Source organism: Pantoea sp. Sc1, assembly GCF_000255315.1.
GTDB lineage: Bacteria > Pseudomonadota > Gammaproteobacteria > Enterobacterales > Enterobacteriaceae > Pantoea > Pantoea anthophila.
On the sequence record NZ_AJFP01000001.1, the window covers coordinates 1,876,221 to 1,892,031 of the forward strand.

Below are 15,811 nucleotides of genomic sequence, written 5' to 3' on the forward strand. Positions count from 1 at the left end.
GTTGAATAATGAACAAAACTGCCTTTTACGCCGATCTAAATCGCGATATGCGAGCTCTGCTGGCGGGCGAAACGGCGTTTCTCGCCGCGATGGGAAACTTTAGCGCGCTGCTGTATGAACGTCTCGATGGCGTGAACTGGGCAGGTTTCTACCTGCTGACGGAAGCCGATACGCTGGTGCTGGGTCCGTTCCAGGGCAAAATCGCCTGTGTGCGCATTCCGGTCGGTAAAGGTGTGTGTGGCACGGCGCTGGCAGAAGAGAAAGTGCAACGCGTGGATGATGTGCATGCCTTCCCGGGCCACATCGCCTGCGACGCTGCCAGCAACGCTGAGATTGTGATTCCTCTGAAAGTGAATGGCACTGTGGTTGGGGTGCTGGACATCGACAGCGTGGATTACAATCGTTTTGACAGCGATGACGAATCAGGGCTGGTCACACTGACTGATGGGCTTTGTGAAGTGCTTGCGAACAGCGACTTAGAAAAATATCTGCAGCTGACGCGCAGCTAATCGACTGGATCACATGGCATTTAGCGATGTTGTCATTATAATGTCGCCTGTTCATGCCTGCGCTGGTCGGCAAACCCGTTGTAATCAGGAAATTTCATGGAAAATCAACCTAAGTTGAATAGCAGTAAAGAAGTCATCACTTTTCTGGCGGAGCGCTTTCCGCACTGCTTTAGCGCTGAAGGTGAAGCGCGTCCGCTCAAAATCGGTATCTTTCAGGATCTGGTCGAGCGTGTTCAGGGCGAAATGAGCCTGAGCAAAACACAGCTGCGTTCCGCGCTGCGTCTTTATACGTCGAGCTGGCGTTATCTCTACGGCATCAAAGCCGGTGCTATCCGTGTCGATCTCGACGGTAACGCCTGTGGCGTGCTGGATGAGCAGCATGTCGAGCATGCGCGTAAGCAGCTTGAAGAAGCGAAAGCGCGTGTTCAGGCACAGCGCGATCAGCAGCGTGCCGCCCGTCGTGAAGCGGGTGAAAGCGAAGAGGGCGCGGCACCGCGTCGCGCGCGCAAGCCTGCTGCACGTAAGCCTGCCGAGGGCGACGCCGCACGCAAACCGCGTCCGCAGACTGCTGCACCGCGTGCGACCGCCTCACAGCATCGCAAACCAGCCCCACGTCCGGAGCAGGAAGCCCGACCCATCACTGATACCTCAACTTTGCAACCCGGCCAGAGTATTAAAGTTAAAGCAGGCAAAAGTGCGATGGACGCTACCGTTCTTGAAGTATCGAAAGACGGCGTTCGGGTCCAGCTCGCTTCCGGCATGGCAATGATTGTGCGCGCAGAACACTTGCAGTTCTGAAACGGAGGCTAACCCCGGCATGAACACCCTTTTCAAAGTTGGACTTATTGCGGGCCTGCTGTTAGCAGGCCCAACGTTCGGCGCGGAGAATATCACCCGCGCCGATCAGATCCCCCAGCTTCACGAAGACCCGCAGGACCCGACGGTCAGTGAGCGTGTCACCTCACGCTTCACCCGTTCCCACTACCGCCAGTTCGACCTGGATCAGAACTTTTCAGCGAAGATTTTCGATCGCTATCTGAACATGCTCGACTACAGCCACAATGTGCTGCTGGCGTCGGATGTGGCGCAGTTTGCCAGCAAAAAAACCACCGTCGGCGATGAGCTGCGCAGTGGCAAGCTGGACCTCTTTTACGACCTTTATAATCTGGCGCAGAAACGCCGTTTTGAGCGCTATCAGTATGCGCTGACGGTGCTGGCGCGTCCGATGAACTTCAGCGGCAATGACACCATCGACATTGACCGCGGCAAGGCTCCCTGGCCGAAAGATGAAGCCGAGCTGAATGCTCTGTGGGATGCTAAGGTCAAATATGACCAGCTGAGCCTGAAGCTGGCGGGTAAAACCGACCAGGAGATTCGCGACGTTCTGACCAAGCGTTATAACTTCGCGATTCGCCGTCTCGCCCAGAGCAACGGTGAGGACGTTTTCCAGCTGGTAATGAACGCCTTTGCCCGCGAAATCGATCCGCACACCAGCTACCTGTCGCCACGTAACACCGAGCAGTTCAACACCGAGATGAGCCTGTCTCTGGAAGGGATCGGTGCCGTGCTGCAGATGGATGACGACTACACCGTCATCAACTCGATGGTTGCGGGTGGACCGGCAGCGAAAAGTAAATCCATCACGGTGGGCGATCGCATCGTCGGCGTCGGTCAGCCCGGCAAGCCGATGGAAGATGTGATTGGCTGGCGTCTGGATGACGTGGTGGCGAAAATCAAAGGACCGAAAGGCAGCAAAGTGCGCCTTGAGATCCTGCCAGCCGGTAAGGGCACCAAAACCCGCACCGTGACGCTGACGCGTGAGAAAATCCGTCTGGAAGATCGCGCCGTCAAAATGAGCATCAAGAATGTCGGTAAACAGAAAGTGGGCGTGCTCGACATTCCTGGTTTCTATGTCGGTCTCACCGATGACGTGAAGGTTCAGCTGCAGAAGCTGCAGAAGCAGAACGTTGACAGCGTCGTGATCGATCTGCGGACCAACGGCGGCGGTGCGCTGACCGAAGCGGTTTCGCTCTCCGGTCTGTTTATTCCGAGTGGTCCGGTTGTTCAGGTGCGCGACAACAATGGTCGGGTGCGTGAAGACAGCGACAACGACGGCGTAGTCTATTACAAAGGGCCGCTGGTGGTGCTGGTTGACCGCTTCAGTGCCTCCGCCTCTGAGATCTTCGCTGCGGCGATGCAGGATTACGGTCGTGCAGTGATCGTCGGCGAGCCGACCTTCGGGAAGGGCACCGTGCAGCAGTATCGCTCTCTGAACCGCATCTACGATCAGATGCTGCGTCCGGAGTGGCCGGCGTTAGGCTCCGTTTCCTATACCATTCAGAAGTTCTACCGGATTAACGGTGGCAGTACCCAGCGTAAAGGCGTCACGCCCGATCTGCTGATGCCAACCGGGGTGGAAGCGGCTGAAACCGGTGAGAAGTTCGAAGATAACGCACTGCCGTGGGACAGCATCAAAGCGGCGACCTACGTCAAAACCGGCGACGTCAAACCGCTGGTGGCGCAGCTGACGAAGCAGCACGCTGAACGTATTGCCCAGGATCGTGAGTTCCAGTACATCATGAAGGACATTGCGCGTTTCAATGCCCTGAAAGATAAACGCAACATTGTGTCGCTCAACCTCGCTCAGCGCGAGAAAGAGAATCACGAAGATGATGCGTTACGTCTGGAGCGTATCAACGCGCGTTATCAGGCCGAAGGCAAAAAACCGCTGAAAAACCTGGACGAGCTGCCGAAAGATTATAAAGAGCCCGATCCTTACCTCGATGAGACGGTGAAGATTGCGAACGATCTGGCGCAGCTGGAGAAATCCCAGCCGGAAGCGCCCGCGGCGAAATAAGCCGCGGCTATGAGAAAAAGCACCGCCTGGCGGTGCTTTTTTTTGCCTGCGGGAGGGTCATTCCGCCGTAATCATTAGCCGCCGTAATCGTGCCAGCGTGACGGTCGGCGCAGCAGGCGTGACAAAATGTAAAGTTATGTCTTTTTAGGCACTTAAACGTTAAGGTCGCTTGAAAAGCGCCCCAATGCACATAGGATATCTATCCGCGTATAGGCGCGTGAACTACTGAGGAAGATTAACGATTATGATGCGTATTGCTCTTTTCCTGATGACCAACCTGGCTGTGATGTTGGTATTCGGGCTGATTCTCAGCCTGACAGGGATCCAGTCAAGCAGTGTCCAGGGCCTGATGATCATGGCAGGCCTGTTTGGCTTCGGCGGTGCGTTTGTTTCACTGCTGATGTCGAAGTGGATGGCACTGCGATCGGTGGGTGGTGAAGTGATTGAACAGCCGCGCAATGAAACGGAGCGCTGGCTGATGGAGACGATCGGCCGTCAGGCTCAACAGGCGGGCATTGCGATGCCACAGGTCGCGATTTATCACGCGCCTGACATCAACGCCTTTGCCACGGGTGCACGTCGTAACGCCTCGCTGGTAGCGGTTTCAACCGGTCTGCTGCAGAACATGAGCCGCGATGAGGCTGAAGCGGTCCTGGCGCACGAAGTGTCGCATATCGCCAATGGCGACATGATCACTATGACCCTGATTCAGGGTGTGGTGAACACCTTCGTGATTTTCGTGTCCCGCATTCTGGCGCAGATCGCGGCGGGCTTCATGTCCGGCAACCGTGACGATGGCGAAGAGAGCAGCAACGGCAACCCGCTGGTCTATTTTGCGGTGTCGATGGTGCTGGAGCTGGTGTTTGGTATTCTTGCCAGCATTATCACCATGTGGTTCTCCCGTCACCGCGAGTTCCACGCCGATGCCGGTTCAGCGAAGCTGGTCGGCCGTGAGAAGATGATTGCGGCGCTGCAGCGTCTGAAAACCAGCTACGAACCGCAGGAGCCGAGCAGCATGATGGCGTTCTGCATCAACGGCAAAGGCAAGTCGTTCAGCGAGCTGTTTATGTCGCATCCCCCGCTGGACAAGCGTATTGAAGCCCTGCGCAGCGGCCAGTATCTGAAATAGCCCTGAGCGGCATAAAAAAGGCGACCCCCGGGTCGCCTTTTCTTTTTCGGCCCTCAGGCGCGGTTCTGCGTCATCCGTGACACGCTGACCAGCGCCGCTACGGCGGCAAAACTGCCCGCCAGCAGCAGCGAGACGTGCGTGCCTTGCTCATCAAACAGATTAAACATCAGCGCGACCAGCGCGGCACCCGCACTCTGACCCAGCAGACGCGCGGTACCCAGCATGCCGCTGGCACCGCCGCTGCGATGACGGGGCGCTGAGGTGACAATAGTATGGTTGTTGGGCGACTGAAACAGCCCGAAACCGGCACCGCACAGCATCATGCGCCAGATGATATCGCCGTCGCCGGGATTGGCCGGCAGCCAGGCAAGCAGAAACAGCCCCAGCGCGAACATCGCCAGACCGATGCCCCCCAGCAGCCCGGCGTGCACCCGCCCAATCAGCCGGCCGGCAATCGGCGCAAACACCATGGTGGCCAGCGGCCAGGGCGTCAGGAGTAAACCGGTGGCCACCTCATCACGCTGCAGGACGTTTTGCAGAAAGAAGGGCAGCGACACCATGGCGAGCATCTGCGCGCAGAACGAACAGACCGACGTCCCCATCGACAGGCTGAAAATGGGGATACGCAGCAGGTCAACCGGTAACAGCGGCACCGTCATCGCGAGCTGGCGACGAATGAAGAACCACCCGACAACCAGCAGTCCGATCACTTCTGACAGCACCAGCAGGTGACTCTGACCCTGCGCAAAACCGCTCAATGCGGAGATGATCAGCCCAAAGAACAGGGCGTTCATGATGGCGCTGGGCACATCAAATTTCTGCGTAGTGGCTTTCTGCGGATTATCGGGCAGCGTCCGCAGCGCCAGCCAGAGTGCCACGGCACCCAGCGGGACGTTAATCAGAAACAGCCATTTCCAGCTCGCCACCGACAGAATGGCGGCCGCCACCGTCGGGCCCGCCGCCGTCGAAACCGCCACCACCAGCGAGTTGATGGCCATACCGCGCCCCAGATAGCGCTGCGGATAGATAATGCGTATCAGGGCGGTATTGACGCTCATCAGCGCCGCGCCGCCCAGCCCCTGCAGAACGCGGGCGCAGGTCAGCATGGTGAGTGAGGTGGAGAAGGCGCAGAAGACCGACGTCACAATAAACAGCGCCAGACCTGTCTGGTACACGCGACGATAGCCCAGCATGTCACCGAGGAAGGAGAGCGACAGCAGCGAGACGATAATCGCAATCTGATAGGCGTTCACTATCCAGATGGACTGCGCCGGGCTGGCGTTCAGTTCACGTGAGATGGTGGGCAGCGCCACGTTGGCGATCGCGCCATCTAATACCGCCATCGTGAGTCCGAGCGCGATGGTGATAATCGCCATATAGCGCTGAGCGCCGGGTAAACCATCCTGAGGAGGGGAGAGTGTCATAGGTTAATTACTAAAGAGGGTGAATATCATCATGCTAATGAAGTTGACGCGAAATTGCAGCGTCCGGAGGTGAAAAAGATCGCGTGACCGGCGACACCGGGGTGAAACCATTGCCGCTTTCCGCTGCGTCACTCTATACTGGCGTTCTGTCTTATTTCTGTAACTGATTGAACAAGGTGCGCGATGTCCTCTGCTGAAAATGGCAAACAGCCCGATTCCGTCTCCTCCGTGCTGAAAGTGTTTGGCATTTTGCAGGCGCTGGGTGAAGAGCGCGACCACAGCATCACTGAGCTGGCGCAGCGTGTGATGATGTCAAAAAGCACGGTCTACCGTTTTCTGCAAACCATGAAAACGCTGGGCTATGTCACCCAGGAAGGTGAGAGCGAAAAGTACTCCCTGACGCTCAAACTGTTCGAACTGGGGGCGAAGGCGCTGCAGAATGTCGATTTGATCCGCAGCGCGGATCTGCAGATGCGGGAGCTGTCGCGTCTGACCCGTGAGACCGTGCATCTGGGCGCGCTGGAAGAGGAGAGCATTGTCTACATCCATAAAATCGACTCGCTCTATAACCTGCGCATGTATTCGCGCATTGGTCGCCGCAATCCGCTCTATTCCACCGCGATTGGCAAGGTGCTGCTCGCCTGGCGCGACCGCGAGGAAACGGAAGAGATTCTGCGCCAGGTGGAGTTCAGACGCAGCACGCCGAATACGCTGACGAGCGCGGACGCCCTGCTGGCGGCGCTGGACGAGGTGAAGGCGCAGGGTTATGGCGAAGATAATGAAGAGCAGGAGGAGGGGTTACGCTGCCTCGCGGTGCCGGTCTTTGATCGCTTCGGGGTGGTGATTGCCGGCCTCAGCCTCTCTTTCCCCACGATTCGTTTTTCAGAAGAGGCGCGTCAGGATTATGTGGAGATGCTGCAGCGGGCGGCGCGAACGATTTCCTCGGAAATGGGCTTTCACGCCTATCCTTTCTGAACAGCGCGGGCCATGCGGCCCGCGCTTTTATCAGTTATCGATCACTTCTCCGCTTTTCTTCAGCAGCGGACAATCGGTTACGCCGACCACGCCGCTGTCCGTGTGCAGATACTGGGCGTTAATCACACCGCGTGCGGTAAGATAGCTGCACTGCAGGCCCAGTCCCGCTGCATTCTTAGTGCTGCCGGTTAACACGCCATAACCGGTAAAGAGCATCGCCAGCCAGATCACCGCCAGCAAGCCTACCATGCGAATAAACAGTTTCATTGTATCTCCTTGTGAAAGGTAACTCAGCGCTCCACCTGGTGCTGCCGGTCAGAATGATAGCAGCATGCCTGGCTTTTCGGCGGGAATCGATCAGAGATAACTGAAACGGCAAATTCTGCTTTGCCGTTAACCCCATTATCTTTTGTGATGGCGACAGGTAGAATACGCGGTTGTCGTGTTCTGGCGTTTTCACTTTGTTTTATGAGGCAGTTATGAATGAGTTAGCCGCAAATCCGGGCCCCCTGGTCAGCTATGGCCTGCTGGTCATCATTTTGATTGTGGCGTTTATCGCCTGGTTCTTCGTTAATCGTGCCAGCGTTCGAGCCGGTGAGCAGATCCGTTTGCTGGAATCGCTGCTGGAAGAGCAGAAAAAACAGAATCAGCTGCTGCGTCGTCTGATTGAGCTGCAGCCTGGCGCGGAGAGTAAAAAACCCGAGGATGAGCGGGAGAAGCGCGACTTTATCCGGTTAATCCCGGAACGTTAATCAGAACAGAGAGGCGGGATGAGCGGAAAGAATCCGTGGTATGACAGCAGTAAAGCGCACCATACGCCAGAGGGCTTCCGTAACCCAGAGCCGGAAGCGCGTCAGCCGGGCGATCTCCGGCGCTGGCGTCGGGAGCGAAAAGCGCAGGGTCTTCCGATGCCACCGCAACAGGGCTATGACGCTTTTGTTGAAGAGTGGTGGCAACCCGCCGATCTCAGCGGCAGTGACGATCGCCTCTGGTGGCTGGGCCATGCCGCCGTGCTGTTGCGGCTCAATCAGCGTTACATTCTGATCGATCCCGCCCTTTCATCCCGCGCCTCGCCGTTCTCTTTTGCCGGACCGCAGCGCAAAACCCCCGCGCCGCTCACCATTGCCGACCTGCCGCATCTGGATGTCGTGCTGATTTCTCACAATCATTACGACCATCTGGATCGGCCGACGGTCAAAGCGATCGTCCGGCGTTTCCCGCAGGCCACCTTTGTTGTGCCGCTGGGCCTGGCAGCGTGGTGCCGCGCCCGGGGAGTGCAGCAGGTACATCAGGCTGACTGGTGGCAGCAGGTCAGGGTGGGCGATCTCTGTTTTGATGCGGTTCCGGCGCGTCACTGGAGTATGCGGTCGCCCCGCGATCGCAACCGTTCGCTCTGGTGTGGCTGGGTCGTGCGTTCATCCTCCGTGCGCTTCTGGTTCTCCGGTGACAGTGGCTACAGCGACAGCCTGCTGGCGATCCCCGCCCGGCTTGGCCCCTTCAGCGTGACAGCCTTACCGATTGGCGCTTATGCACCGAAATGGTTCATGGCAGGCCAGCATATGGATCCCGATCAGGCCGTGGCACTCTGGCAGGCGGCGGGCAGACCGCTGACGCTGCCTATCCACTGGGGCGTATTTGAACTGGCTGATGAGGCACTGGATGCGCCTCCGCAGGAACTGGCTGCGGCACTGCGGCGGGCAGAGGAGGAGCAGGGCAGCTTCGCGCCCTGGCGAATAGGCGAAAGCCGCAGCCTGAATAATCCACCCCAGGAATAATCCTGGAGCCGGGGAAGACGGTTACACCGGCTTTTTTTAACAGAAATCTTTTTTTATCACATTGATGGTTAAATTTTTAATAAGCCGGATTCGCGCGGCTGCTTTTATTTGGAGCAGAGCTCAGAGCAGTTTCCTGTTTTTGGTGCAGGAGAGAAGATACCTGTACCAAATAAAAAGTGTCGTACAGGATTAACGTCAGGTTATTGCTGCTTCGCTTTCCTGTCGCTTCGCTTATCAATTCGCTTACTGCCATATTTGTGAAATATTAATTTCTTATGGTATCCATTGAGTTAGCCCGGACGAGAAGGCATCCGGAGGAAATGAACCTGCGGGTTCATTATATTTATGCCGGGTTTTAGCGCCGCGACAGAACAGGCTGTGTGAGCCCTCTGGCAATTGTGCGTGCTGCCTCTCTGAGACTTTAAAAATGGCTTGCCATTGTTTTTAGGATATGTGATAACAATTCGTGGGTTAAACGAGGTACAGTTCTGTTTATGCATGGCATCTTCAGTGAAGAAGTACGAGTAAAGACGTTGACGTTGAATACCGCTTCCTTGCCGAACCTTAATTAGTGCCTCATGCAGTAACGTCTCTGGTTTTTCTGTAAGACAGCCTTCGGGCTAAATAAACATCTAAAGGAATTTGCAAAATGGCAAAGATTAAAGGTCAGGTTAAGTGGTTCAACGAGTCTAAAGGTTTTGGTTTTATCACCCCTGCAGACGGCAGCAAAGATGTGTTCGTACACTTCTCTGCCATCCAGGGCAATGGTTTCAAAACCCTGGCTGAAGGCCAGAGCGTTGAGTTCGAAATTCAGGATGGCCAGAAAGGCCCGGCAGCTGTTAACGTCACTGCTATCTGATTCGACTCCGCCTCGGTGCATCGCACCCTGATATGGATTCTCAAAGCCCTGGCCGGTCGGCCGGGGCTTTCTTTATGCTTCCGATGCGTAAACGATAAGGTTACACTGCGCCGCGTTATCTGATGCCGGAGTCCCCTATGTCGTTGATTTGCCCGCTTTGCCACTCTCCTCTGACTTTCCATGCCCGCAGCTGGTCCTGCGAGAATCGCCATCAGTTTGATCAGGCGAAAGAGGGGTATGTCAATCTGCTGCCCGTTCAGCATAAACGGTCGCGTGAGCCAGGTGACAGTGCAGAGATGATGCAGGCTCGACGGGAATTCCTGCAGGCGGGCTACTATCAGCCGTTGCGTGAGCAGGTCGTCGCGCTGCTGCAACCGGTGCTGAACCTGCCGGAGAGCCAGATTCTGGATATCGGCTGTGGTGAAGGCTACTACACCGCTGAGCTGGCAGAGGCGGCAGGGGAAGGCGTACAGGTGTATGGCCTGGATGTGGCCAGAATGGCTATCCGCCTCGCCGCTAAGCGTTATCCCGCGGTGCGGTTCTGCGTGGCCTCCAGCCAGCGTCTGCCTTTTGCCGATGGCTCGCTGGATGCCGTGGTGCGGATTTACGCGCCCTGCAATGAAGCGGAACTGGCCCGCGTCCTGAAGCCCGGCGGCACGGTACTGACGGTAACGCCGGGACCGCATCATCTGCAGCAGTTCAAAGCCCTGATCTATCGTGACGTGCAGCTGCATGCGCCAGAGCAGAAAACCTACCCGGGCTTCCGGCAGGTGGCGCAGCATACGCTGCGTTATCCGATGGCGCTGACGGGCGGGGCCGCAACGACCCTGCTGCAGATGACGCCTTTTGCGTGGCGGGCGCGGGAGGCGGTCTGGGAGACGCTGCAGCAGAGCGAGTCGTTCAGTTGTGATGCCGACTTTACCCTGACGCAGTGGCAGCGCGACTAGCGCGCCTCAACCAGCGTATTATAGATGCGCTCCAGATCGTCGAGCTGCTGCACCGCAATCAGCAGCCGGCGCTGCTCCAGCTGAATGACCAGAATGCCATCCTCAGAGAGATTCATGCCCTGAATCCGCCGGTAATCAATCCAGACACCAGCATAAAATAACCCTTCGGCTTTCATCAGTAGCGTGGGCCTGCGCAGCCAGAAAAGCCAGAACGCCAGAAAGCTCAGCACCATCAGCAGGGTGGTGGTGAGCTGCGGGCCGTGATGGCTGATGTTGTTTCCCAGCAGAATCAGCAGCAGCCCGATGAAAATCAGGCTGTCGATTTTGTGCCGTCGCTGCAGGGCGACCCGTAAGCGGACAGGCCCGCGTCGACGCGGCAGAATCACCTCGTCATAAAGGGCGAACAGCAGCAGGGCGGCAATGCAGAGCGCGATAAGCGCATCAGTTAATGACATAACATCTGGCCTCAAACGGGGTGAGCTCAGCCGGTTGTGGCTCAGCTCACTACGCTTAAAAGCCGGGCGCCAGCGCGCCCGGCCGGTTGAGATTACAGACCGAGCAGGCCGATCCAGTAACCAAAAATACCGATGGCAAAGAAGCCGACGATAATCCACAGCGCGTTGACCTTACGGCGCAACAGCCACATACAGCCGAAGGTCAGCAGCAGCGGCACGATGCCTGGCATCAGCTGATCGAGGATCGACTGCACCGTGGTGACGGTGGTCTTACCGGTGGAGTCGGTGATACGCGACACCACCAGCGGGATGTTGACGTGCGTCCACTTGTTCACCAGCGCGCCCATCACAAACAGGCCGAGAATCGAGGCGCCCTCCGTGAGTTTCTGCAGGAATCCGCCGCCCATATCGCTGACGATATCGATCCCTTTGCGATAGCCATACGCCACGCCGTAGTAGCGGGTCAGCAGGCGTGCCAGGTTAAACAGCACAAAGAACAGCAAGGGGCCCAGCAGGCTGCCGCTCATCGCGATGCCGGCACCCAGCGCGGCAAACACCGGACGCACGGTGCCCCAGAAGATCGGGTCGCCGACACCGGCCAGCGGGCCCATCAGACCGACTTTCAGGCCGTTGATGGCACCGTCGTCGATAGGCGCGCCGTTGGCACGCTGCTCCTCCATCGCCATGGTAACGCCGAGCACCGGCGCGGCCACATAAGGGTGGGTGTTGAAGAACTCCAGATGGCGCTTGATTGCCTGCCTGCGCTCATCATTATTCTCCGGATAGAGACGGCGTATCACCGGCACCATTGAGAAGCAGAAGCCCAGCGCCTGCATACGTTCAAAGTTCCACGATCCCTGAAACAGGTTCGAGCGCATAAAGACGGCGCGGACGTCACCGGGTGTCAGTTTCTTTTCGACTTTCGTAATATCAACCATGTGATCACCTGTTCCTTAATCGAGTTCGTTATCAAGATCGTTCGCGGTCGCCGGGCCGGAAGGAGCCCCCGCTACACGGTTGTATTTCGGGCTGAGCTGAATGTAGAGCACCGCCATCACCACGCCAATGACCCCCAGCGCCACCAGGTTAAAGTTGGTAAAGGCCGCGGTGACAAAGCCGAGATAGAAGAAGGGCATCAGGTAGCCCGCGCGCATCATGTTGATGACCATCGCGTAACCGACCACCACAATCATGCCGCCCGCGATATTCAGACCATTGGTGACCACTTCAGGGATCGAACTGAGCAGAGCGTGAACCGCACTGGTGCCGACGGAGATCGCCACAATCAGCGCCGGGATAGCGATACGCATCGCCTGCAGCAGCAGGGCAGAGACATGGATCCAGGAGATAGCGGTGAGGTTGCCTTTCTCTGCGGCTTTGTCCGCGGCATGCTGGAAGGCGACAGTCAGGGTTCGCACGATGATGGTCAGCACTTGTCCGGCTGCGGCCAGCGGGATGGCCAGCGCAATACCGGCTCCCACACTCTGACCGCCCGCGATCACCAGAATGGTGGAGATGATGGAGGCGAGAGCGGCATCGGGGGCCACGGCGGCACCGATGTTCATCCAGCCCAGCGCAATCATCTCCAGCGTCCCGCCGATGATAATGCCGGTTTTCATATCCCCCAGCACGATACCAATCAGGGTACAGGCCACCAGCGGACGGTGAAACTGGAACTCATCCAGAATCGATCCCATGCCGGCAATACAGGCAACAATAAAAATCAGAATAATTTGTAGCGAGGTTATTTCCATCATACTTCTTGTCCTCAGCAGGATAGCGAAAATGAGCCCGGAAACGCAGGCGCAGCAGCTCTTCTGTTACGCGTTTACTTTCGCAATCAGATCCATCATTTTCAGTTTCTGATCGCTGGAAACCTTACGCACTTCCAGTTCGATATGGCGTTCATTCAGTTTGCGGAAGGCGGTGATATCTTTTTCATCCACCGAAACCGCATTGTTGACCTGGGTTTTTCCCTGACGGAACGCCATCCCGCCGATGTTGACGGTCCTGATATCGACACCCTGTTCCACCACGCGCAGAACGTCGGTGGGGTTGGTAAACAGCAGCATCACCCGATCCTGACCATACTTCGGGTTATTCCACACCCGAACCATCTTATCGACATCGACCACATGCGCCGTCACGCCGGGCGGCGCAACCTGCGTCAGCAGGGTTTTGCGGACGTGATCCCTTGCCACCTCATCGCTGACCACAATAATGCGCTGAACGTTCGTCTCTTTGGTCCAGCGCGTCGCGACCTGGCCGTGGATCAGGCGATCATCGATACGCGCCAGCCCGATCTTCATATGGTCGCCGGGGGCCATCGGCTTAGCCGGTTGCGCGGGCGCAGCCGGTTTTGCGGCGGCGGGCGCGGGCGCCTCCTCTTTGGCTTTCAGCGCTTTAACGCCTTCACGGCCGGTCTCAACCGCCACTGCCACCAGCTCGTCGAGCGTCGGGTTGTCATCGCGCGCCATCAGCGTTTCGACCAGCATCGGGATATTGACCCCGGCGATGACCTCATACTGCGGTTTATCCACCACGATACGGCTGGCCGCATTAAACGGACTGCCACCCCAGGTATCGACTAAAAAGAGTACCCCCTGCGTCGTATCCAGTTTTGCCAGCTGCGTTTCATATTTTTCGATCAGTGTTTCTGCATTTTCACCCGGCACAAAGTCTATCCAGCCGACGTTCTCCTGCTCTCCTAACAGCATTTCTGCCGTTTTAAGCAGTTGTTCCGCTGCCCAGCCGTGAGTACCAATTACAATCGCAATGGTCACGTGCTACCTCCGTTCACTAAAGAAGCTCATCTGAGTAAATGGCCCTGTCAGAATCGTTTCGGTTATTTTTAACAGGGTGCTGGCGATGACTGGCTGAGCGCCAGAAATCATCGGTTAACACCGTTAAGGCGGTTAGGTCGCGATTTATTTTAGTGATCGAAAAAATAAATTTTGTGACATTGGTCAGTTATTTACCCCACGGCAGAACGAGTGAATCGTTTTATGCATACGATCAACCTCGTTGCAGATTGTAAAAATAAGAAAATTTTTTGACGCCATTTACCGACCTGATACATTAGCCTTCTGTTTATTACTCAGGAGTGTCGGGCTTCAGCCCACCTTTATGGATCGTCACCGACGTCGCTTAATCTGTTCTTTGCGCCTGCTGGCGCGTCACCTTTCGCCTGACGGCGTTTTCTCTGTTTTCCCGACGACCCGGATGTCACGCCTCGCTGCGCCGACAGACACCGGCTTGCTCTTTTCCCTGTTCAGGAGTCATAAATAATGGAATTTTTATTCGACCCCTCAATCTGGGCGGGTTTACTGACGCTTGTCGTACTGGAAATCGTCCTGGGCATCGACAACCTGGTGTTTATTGCCATTCTGGCCGACAAACTGCCGCCGAAGCAGCGTGATAAAGCGCGCCTGATCGGCCTGTCGCTGGCGCTGGTGATGCGTCTGGGTCTGCTCTCGCTGATCTCCTGGATGGTTACGCTCACCACGCCGCTCTTCAGCGTCGGCGGTTTCAGCTTTGCCGGTCGTGATTTAATCCTGCTGGCCGGGGGCCTGTTCCTGCTGTTCAAAGCGACCATGGAGCTACACGAAAGGCTGGAGAACCGTCAGCTCGAGGGCGGCGGGAACCGCGGCTATGCCAGCTTCTGGGCCGTGGTGACACAGATTGTGGTACTGGACGCGGTCTTCTCACTGGATGCCGTTATCACCGCCGTGGGTATGGTGAACCACCTGCCGGTGATGATGACCGCCGTGGTGATTGCGATGGGTGTGATGCTGCTGGCGTCCAAGCCATTAACCAACTTCGTTAACGCGCATCCGACGGTGGTGGTGCTCTGCCTGAGCTTCCTGCTGATGATCGGCCTGTCGCTGGTGGCAGAAGGCTTTGGTTTCCATATTCCGAAAGGTTACCTCTATGCGGCGATTGGCTTCTCAATCCTGATTGAGCTGTTCAACCAGATTGCGCGCCGGAACTTTATCCGCCATCAGTCAAACCGGCCGATGCGTGAGCGCACCGCAGAGGCGATTCTGCGCCTGATGGGCGGTCGCAACCGCGCGCAGACGGCGAGCAGCAACAATGCAGGCAGCAGCGAAGAGTCTGCGCTGGCCGAGGCGATGCCGCAGGAAGCCTTTAAAGATGAAGAGCGCTTCATGATTAATGGCGTACTGACGCTGGCGTCCCGCTCGATCCGCAGCATCATGACGCCGCGCGGTGAGATCTCCTGGGTCGATGCGAACCGTCCGCTGGATGAGATTCGCGATCAGCTGCTGGATACACCTCACAGCCTCTTCCCGGTCTGCCGGGGCGAGCTGGATGAAATTATCGGTGTGGTGCGGGCGAAAGAGCTGCTGGTGGCGCTGGAGCATGGCGTGGATGTGGCGACGTTTGCAGCGAATACGCCTACCATCGTGGTGCCTGAAACGCTGGACCCGATTAACCTGCTTGGCGTGCTGCGTCGTGCACGTGGCAGCTTCGTCATCGTCACCAATGAGTTTGGCGTCGTGCAGGGGCTGATTACGCCGCTGGACGTGCTGGAAGCGATTGCGGGTGAATTCCCGGATGAAGATGAAACGCCGGAGATCGTGGCTGATGGGGATGGCTGGTTAGTGAAGGGCGGCACCGATCTGCACTCGCTGCAGCAGCTGCTCGACTTCCATGAACTGGTCGATCCGACCGAAGATCACGCCTCGCTGGCGGGTCTGCTGATTGCGCAGAAAGGGCAGTTGCCGCTTCCGGGCGACGTGATCGATATCAGCCCGCTGCACTTTCAGATTATCGAAGCGACCGACTACCGTATCGATCTGGTGCGCGTCACCAAAGATAAGCCACACGATGAGGATGAAGAGGCGTAACGCTTTTCGACGC

Annotated in this window: 16 protein-coding genes; 10 read left to right on the forward strand and 6 right to left on the reverse strand. The window is 57.1% G+C overall.

Going from position 1 to position 15,811, the window contains the following annotated elements:
* The first annotated feature begins 8 nt into the window (after window positions 1-8).
* The 4 genes from S7A_RS08665 (at window position 9) to htpX (ending at window position 4,495) form a co-directional block, all read left to right on the forward strand.
* Window positions 9-509: a GAF domain-containing protein gene (locus S7A_RS08665; protein WP_009089799.1), complete on the forward strand. Its 501-nt coding sequence runs from the start codon at window positions 9-11 to the stop codon at window positions 507-509.
* Between the two features lie 96 nt (window positions 510-605).
* A complete protein-coding gene (proQ, locus tag S7A_RS08670; protein WP_009089801.1) occupies window positions 606-1,307 on the forward strand; it encodes an RNA chaperone ProQ in 702 nt (233 codons plus the stop codon).
* Window positions 1,308-1,326: 19 nt separating this feature from the next.
* Window positions 1,327-3,366: a carboxy terminal-processing peptidase gene (gene prc / locus S7A_RS08675; RefSeq protein WP_009089803.1), complete on the forward strand. Its 2,040-nt coding sequence runs from the start codon at window positions 1,327-1,329 to the stop codon at window positions 3,364-3,366.
* Between the two features lie 244 nt (window positions 3,367-3,610).
* Window positions 3,611-4,495, forward strand: coding sequence for a protease HtpX (gene htpX / locus S7A_RS08680; RefSeq protein ID WP_009089804.1), 885 nt, complete (start codon window positions 3,611-3,613; stop codon window positions 4,493-4,495).
* A 53-nt stretch (window positions 4,496-4,548) separates the two neighbouring features.
* Here htpX and S7A_RS08685 read toward each other — a convergent pair whose 3' ends face one another.
* Window positions 4,549-5,919, reverse strand: a complete 1,371-nt coding sequence (locus S7A_RS08685; RefSeq protein ID WP_033736217.1) for an MFS transporter — start codon at window positions 5,917-5,919, stop codon at window positions 4,549-4,551.
* 183 nt (window positions 5,920-6,102) lie between these two features.
* Here S7A_RS08685 and kdgR point away from each other — a divergent pair, with 183 nt between their 5' ends.
* Window positions 6,103-6,894: a DNA-binding transcriptional regulator KdgR gene (gene kdgR, locus S7A_RS08690; RefSeq protein ID WP_009089808.1), complete on the forward strand. Its 792-nt coding sequence runs from the start codon at window positions 6,103-6,105 to the stop codon at window positions 6,892-6,894.
* A 30-nt stretch (window positions 6,895-6,924) separates the two neighbouring features.
* Here kdgR and S7A_RS08695 read toward each other — a convergent pair whose 3' ends face one another.
* Window positions 6,925-7,161, reverse strand: a complete 237-nt coding sequence (locus S7A_RS08695; protein ID WP_009089809.1) for a YobH family protein — start codon at window positions 7,159-7,161, stop codon at window positions 6,925-6,927.
* Window positions 7,162-7,373: 212 nt separating this feature from the next.
* Between S7A_RS08695 and S7A_RS08700 the strand changes: the two genes are divergently transcribed.
* The 4 genes from S7A_RS08700 to rlmA all read left to right on the forward strand — a co-directional run bounded on the left by S7A_RS08700 (window position 7,374) and on the right by rlmA (window position 10,475).
* Window positions 7,374-7,646 (forward strand): YebO family protein, encoded by a 273-nt coding sequence (locus S7A_RS08700; protein WP_009089811.1) that lies wholly within the window; start codon window positions 7,374-7,376, stop codon window positions 7,644-7,646.
* 18 nt (window positions 7,647-7,664) lie between these two features.
* Window positions 7,665-8,669: an MBL fold metallo-hydrolase gene (locus tag S7A_RS08705; protein WP_009089812.1), complete on the forward strand. Its 1,005-nt coding sequence runs from the start codon at window positions 7,665-7,667 to the stop codon at window positions 8,667-8,669.
* A gap of 649 nt (window positions 8,670-9,318) precedes the next feature.
* Window positions 9,319-9,528, forward strand: a complete 210-nt coding sequence (gene cspE / locus S7A_RS08710) for a transcription antiterminator/RNA stability regulator CspE (RefSeq protein WP_003852684.1) — start codon at window positions 9,319-9,321, stop codon at window positions 9,526-9,528.
* Between the two features lie 137 nt (window positions 9,529-9,665).
* Entirely contained in the window at window positions 9,666-10,475 is an 810-nt protein-coding gene (gene rlmA / locus S7A_RS08715) for a 23S rRNA (guanine(745)-N(1))-methyltransferase (RefSeq protein ID WP_009089814.1), read from the forward strand.
* Here rlmA and S7A_RS08720 read toward each other — a convergent pair.
* The 4 genes from S7A_RS08720 to manX form a co-directional block, all read right to left on the reverse strand.
* The gene (locus tag S7A_RS08720) at window positions 10,472-10,930 is read right to left on the reverse strand and encodes a DUF986 family protein (RefSeq protein ID WP_009089817.1); all 459 of its coding nucleotides are present in this window, start codon (window positions 10,928-10,930) and stop codon (window positions 10,472-10,474) included. The genes rlmA and S7A_RS08720 overlap by 4 nt on opposite strands.
* A 92-nt stretch (window positions 10,931-11,022) precedes the next feature.
* Window positions 11,023-11,868 carry a PTS mannose transporter subunit IID gene (locus S7A_RS08725; RefSeq protein WP_009089819.1) on the reverse strand — a complete coding sequence of 282 codons (846 nt, stop codon included), beginning with the start codon at window positions 11,866-11,868 and terminating at the stop codon, window positions 11,023-11,025.
* A 15-nt stretch (window positions 11,869-11,883) separates the two neighbouring features.
* On the reverse strand, window positions 11,884-12,684 hold the full coding sequence (locus tag S7A_RS08730; RefSeq protein WP_009089820.1) for a PTS mannose/fructose/sorbose transporter subunit IIC: 801 nt from the start codon (window positions 12,682-12,684) through the stop codon (window positions 11,884-11,886).
* Window positions 12,685-12,750: 66 nt separating this feature from the next.
* Window positions 12,751-13,713: a PTS mannose transporter subunit IIAB gene (gene manX / locus S7A_RS08735; RefSeq protein ID WP_009089821.1), complete on the reverse strand. Its 963-nt coding sequence runs from the start codon at window positions 13,711-13,713 to the stop codon at window positions 12,751-12,753.
* Between the two features lie 504 nt (window positions 13,714-14,217).
* Between manX and S7A_RS08740 the strand changes: the two genes are divergently transcribed.
* Window positions 14,218-15,798 carry a TerC family protein gene (locus S7A_RS08740; RefSeq protein WP_009089823.1) on the forward strand — a complete coding sequence of 527 codons (1,581 nt, stop codon included), beginning with the start codon at window positions 14,218-14,220 and terminating at the stop codon, window positions 15,796-15,798.
* Window positions 15,799-15,811 lie beyond the last annotated feature (13 nt).

Excerpts from the sequence above, each read along its gene's own strand:
- S7A_RS08720 (WP_009089817.1), bottom strand. The coding sequence starts at position 10,930 with ATGTCATTAACTGATGCGCTTATCGCGCTCTGCATTGCCGCCCTGCTG.
- S7A_RS08740 (WP_009089823.1), top strand. The coding sequence starts at position 14,218 with ATGGAATTTTTATTCGACCCCTCAATCTGGGCGGGTTTACTGACGCTT.
- S7A_RS08725 (WP_009089819.1), bottom strand. The coding sequence starts at position 11,868 with ATGGTTGATATTACGAAAGTCGAAAAGAAACTGACACCCGGTGACGTC.
- kdgR (WP_009089808.1), top strand. The coding sequence starts at position 6,103 with ATGTCCTCTGCTGAAAATGGCAAACAGCCCGATTCCGTCTCCTCCGTG.
- rlmA (WP_009089814.1), top strand. The coding sequence starts at position 9,666 with ATGTCGTTGATTTGCCCGCTTTGCCACTCTCCTCTGACTTTCCATGCC.
- S7A_RS08685 (WP_033736217.1), bottom strand. The coding sequence starts at position 5,919 with ATGACACTCTCCCCTCCTCAGGATGGTTTACCCGGCGCTCAGCGCTAT.
- S7A_RS08700 (WP_009089811.1), top strand. The coding sequence starts at position 7,374 with ATGAATGAGTTAGCCGCAAATCCGGGCCCCCTGGTCAGCTATGGCCTG.
- prc (WP_009089803.1), top strand. The coding sequence starts at position 1,327 with ATGAACACCCTTTTCAAAGTTGGACTTATTGCGGGCCTGCTGTTAGCA.
- S7A_RS08705 (WP_009089812.1), top strand. The coding sequence starts at position 7,665 with ATGAGCGGAAAGAATCCGTGGTATGACAGCAGTAAAGCGCACCATACG.
- S7A_RS08665 (WP_009089799.1), top strand. The coding sequence starts at position 9 with ATGAACAAAACTGCCTTTTACGCCGATCTAAATCGCGATATGCGAGCT.
- S7A_RS08730 (WP_009089820.1), bottom strand. The coding sequence starts at position 12,684 with ATGGAAATAACCTCGCTACAAATTATTCTGATTTTTATTGTTGCCTGT.
- htpX (WP_009089804.1), top strand. The coding sequence starts at position 3,611 with ATGATGCGTATTGCTCTTTTCCTGATGACCAACCTGGCTGTGATGTTG.
- S7A_RS08695 (WP_009089809.1), bottom strand. The coding sequence starts at position 7,161 with ATGAAACTGTTTATTCGCATGGTAGGCTTGCTGGCGGTGATCTGGCTG.
- proQ (WP_009089801.1), top strand. The coding sequence starts at position 606 with ATGGAAAATCAACCTAAGTTGAATAGCAGTAAAGAAGTCATCACTTTT.
- cspE (WP_003852684.1), top strand. The coding sequence starts at position 9,319 with ATGGCAAAGATTAAAGGTCAGGTTAAGTGGTTCAACGAGTCTAAAGGT.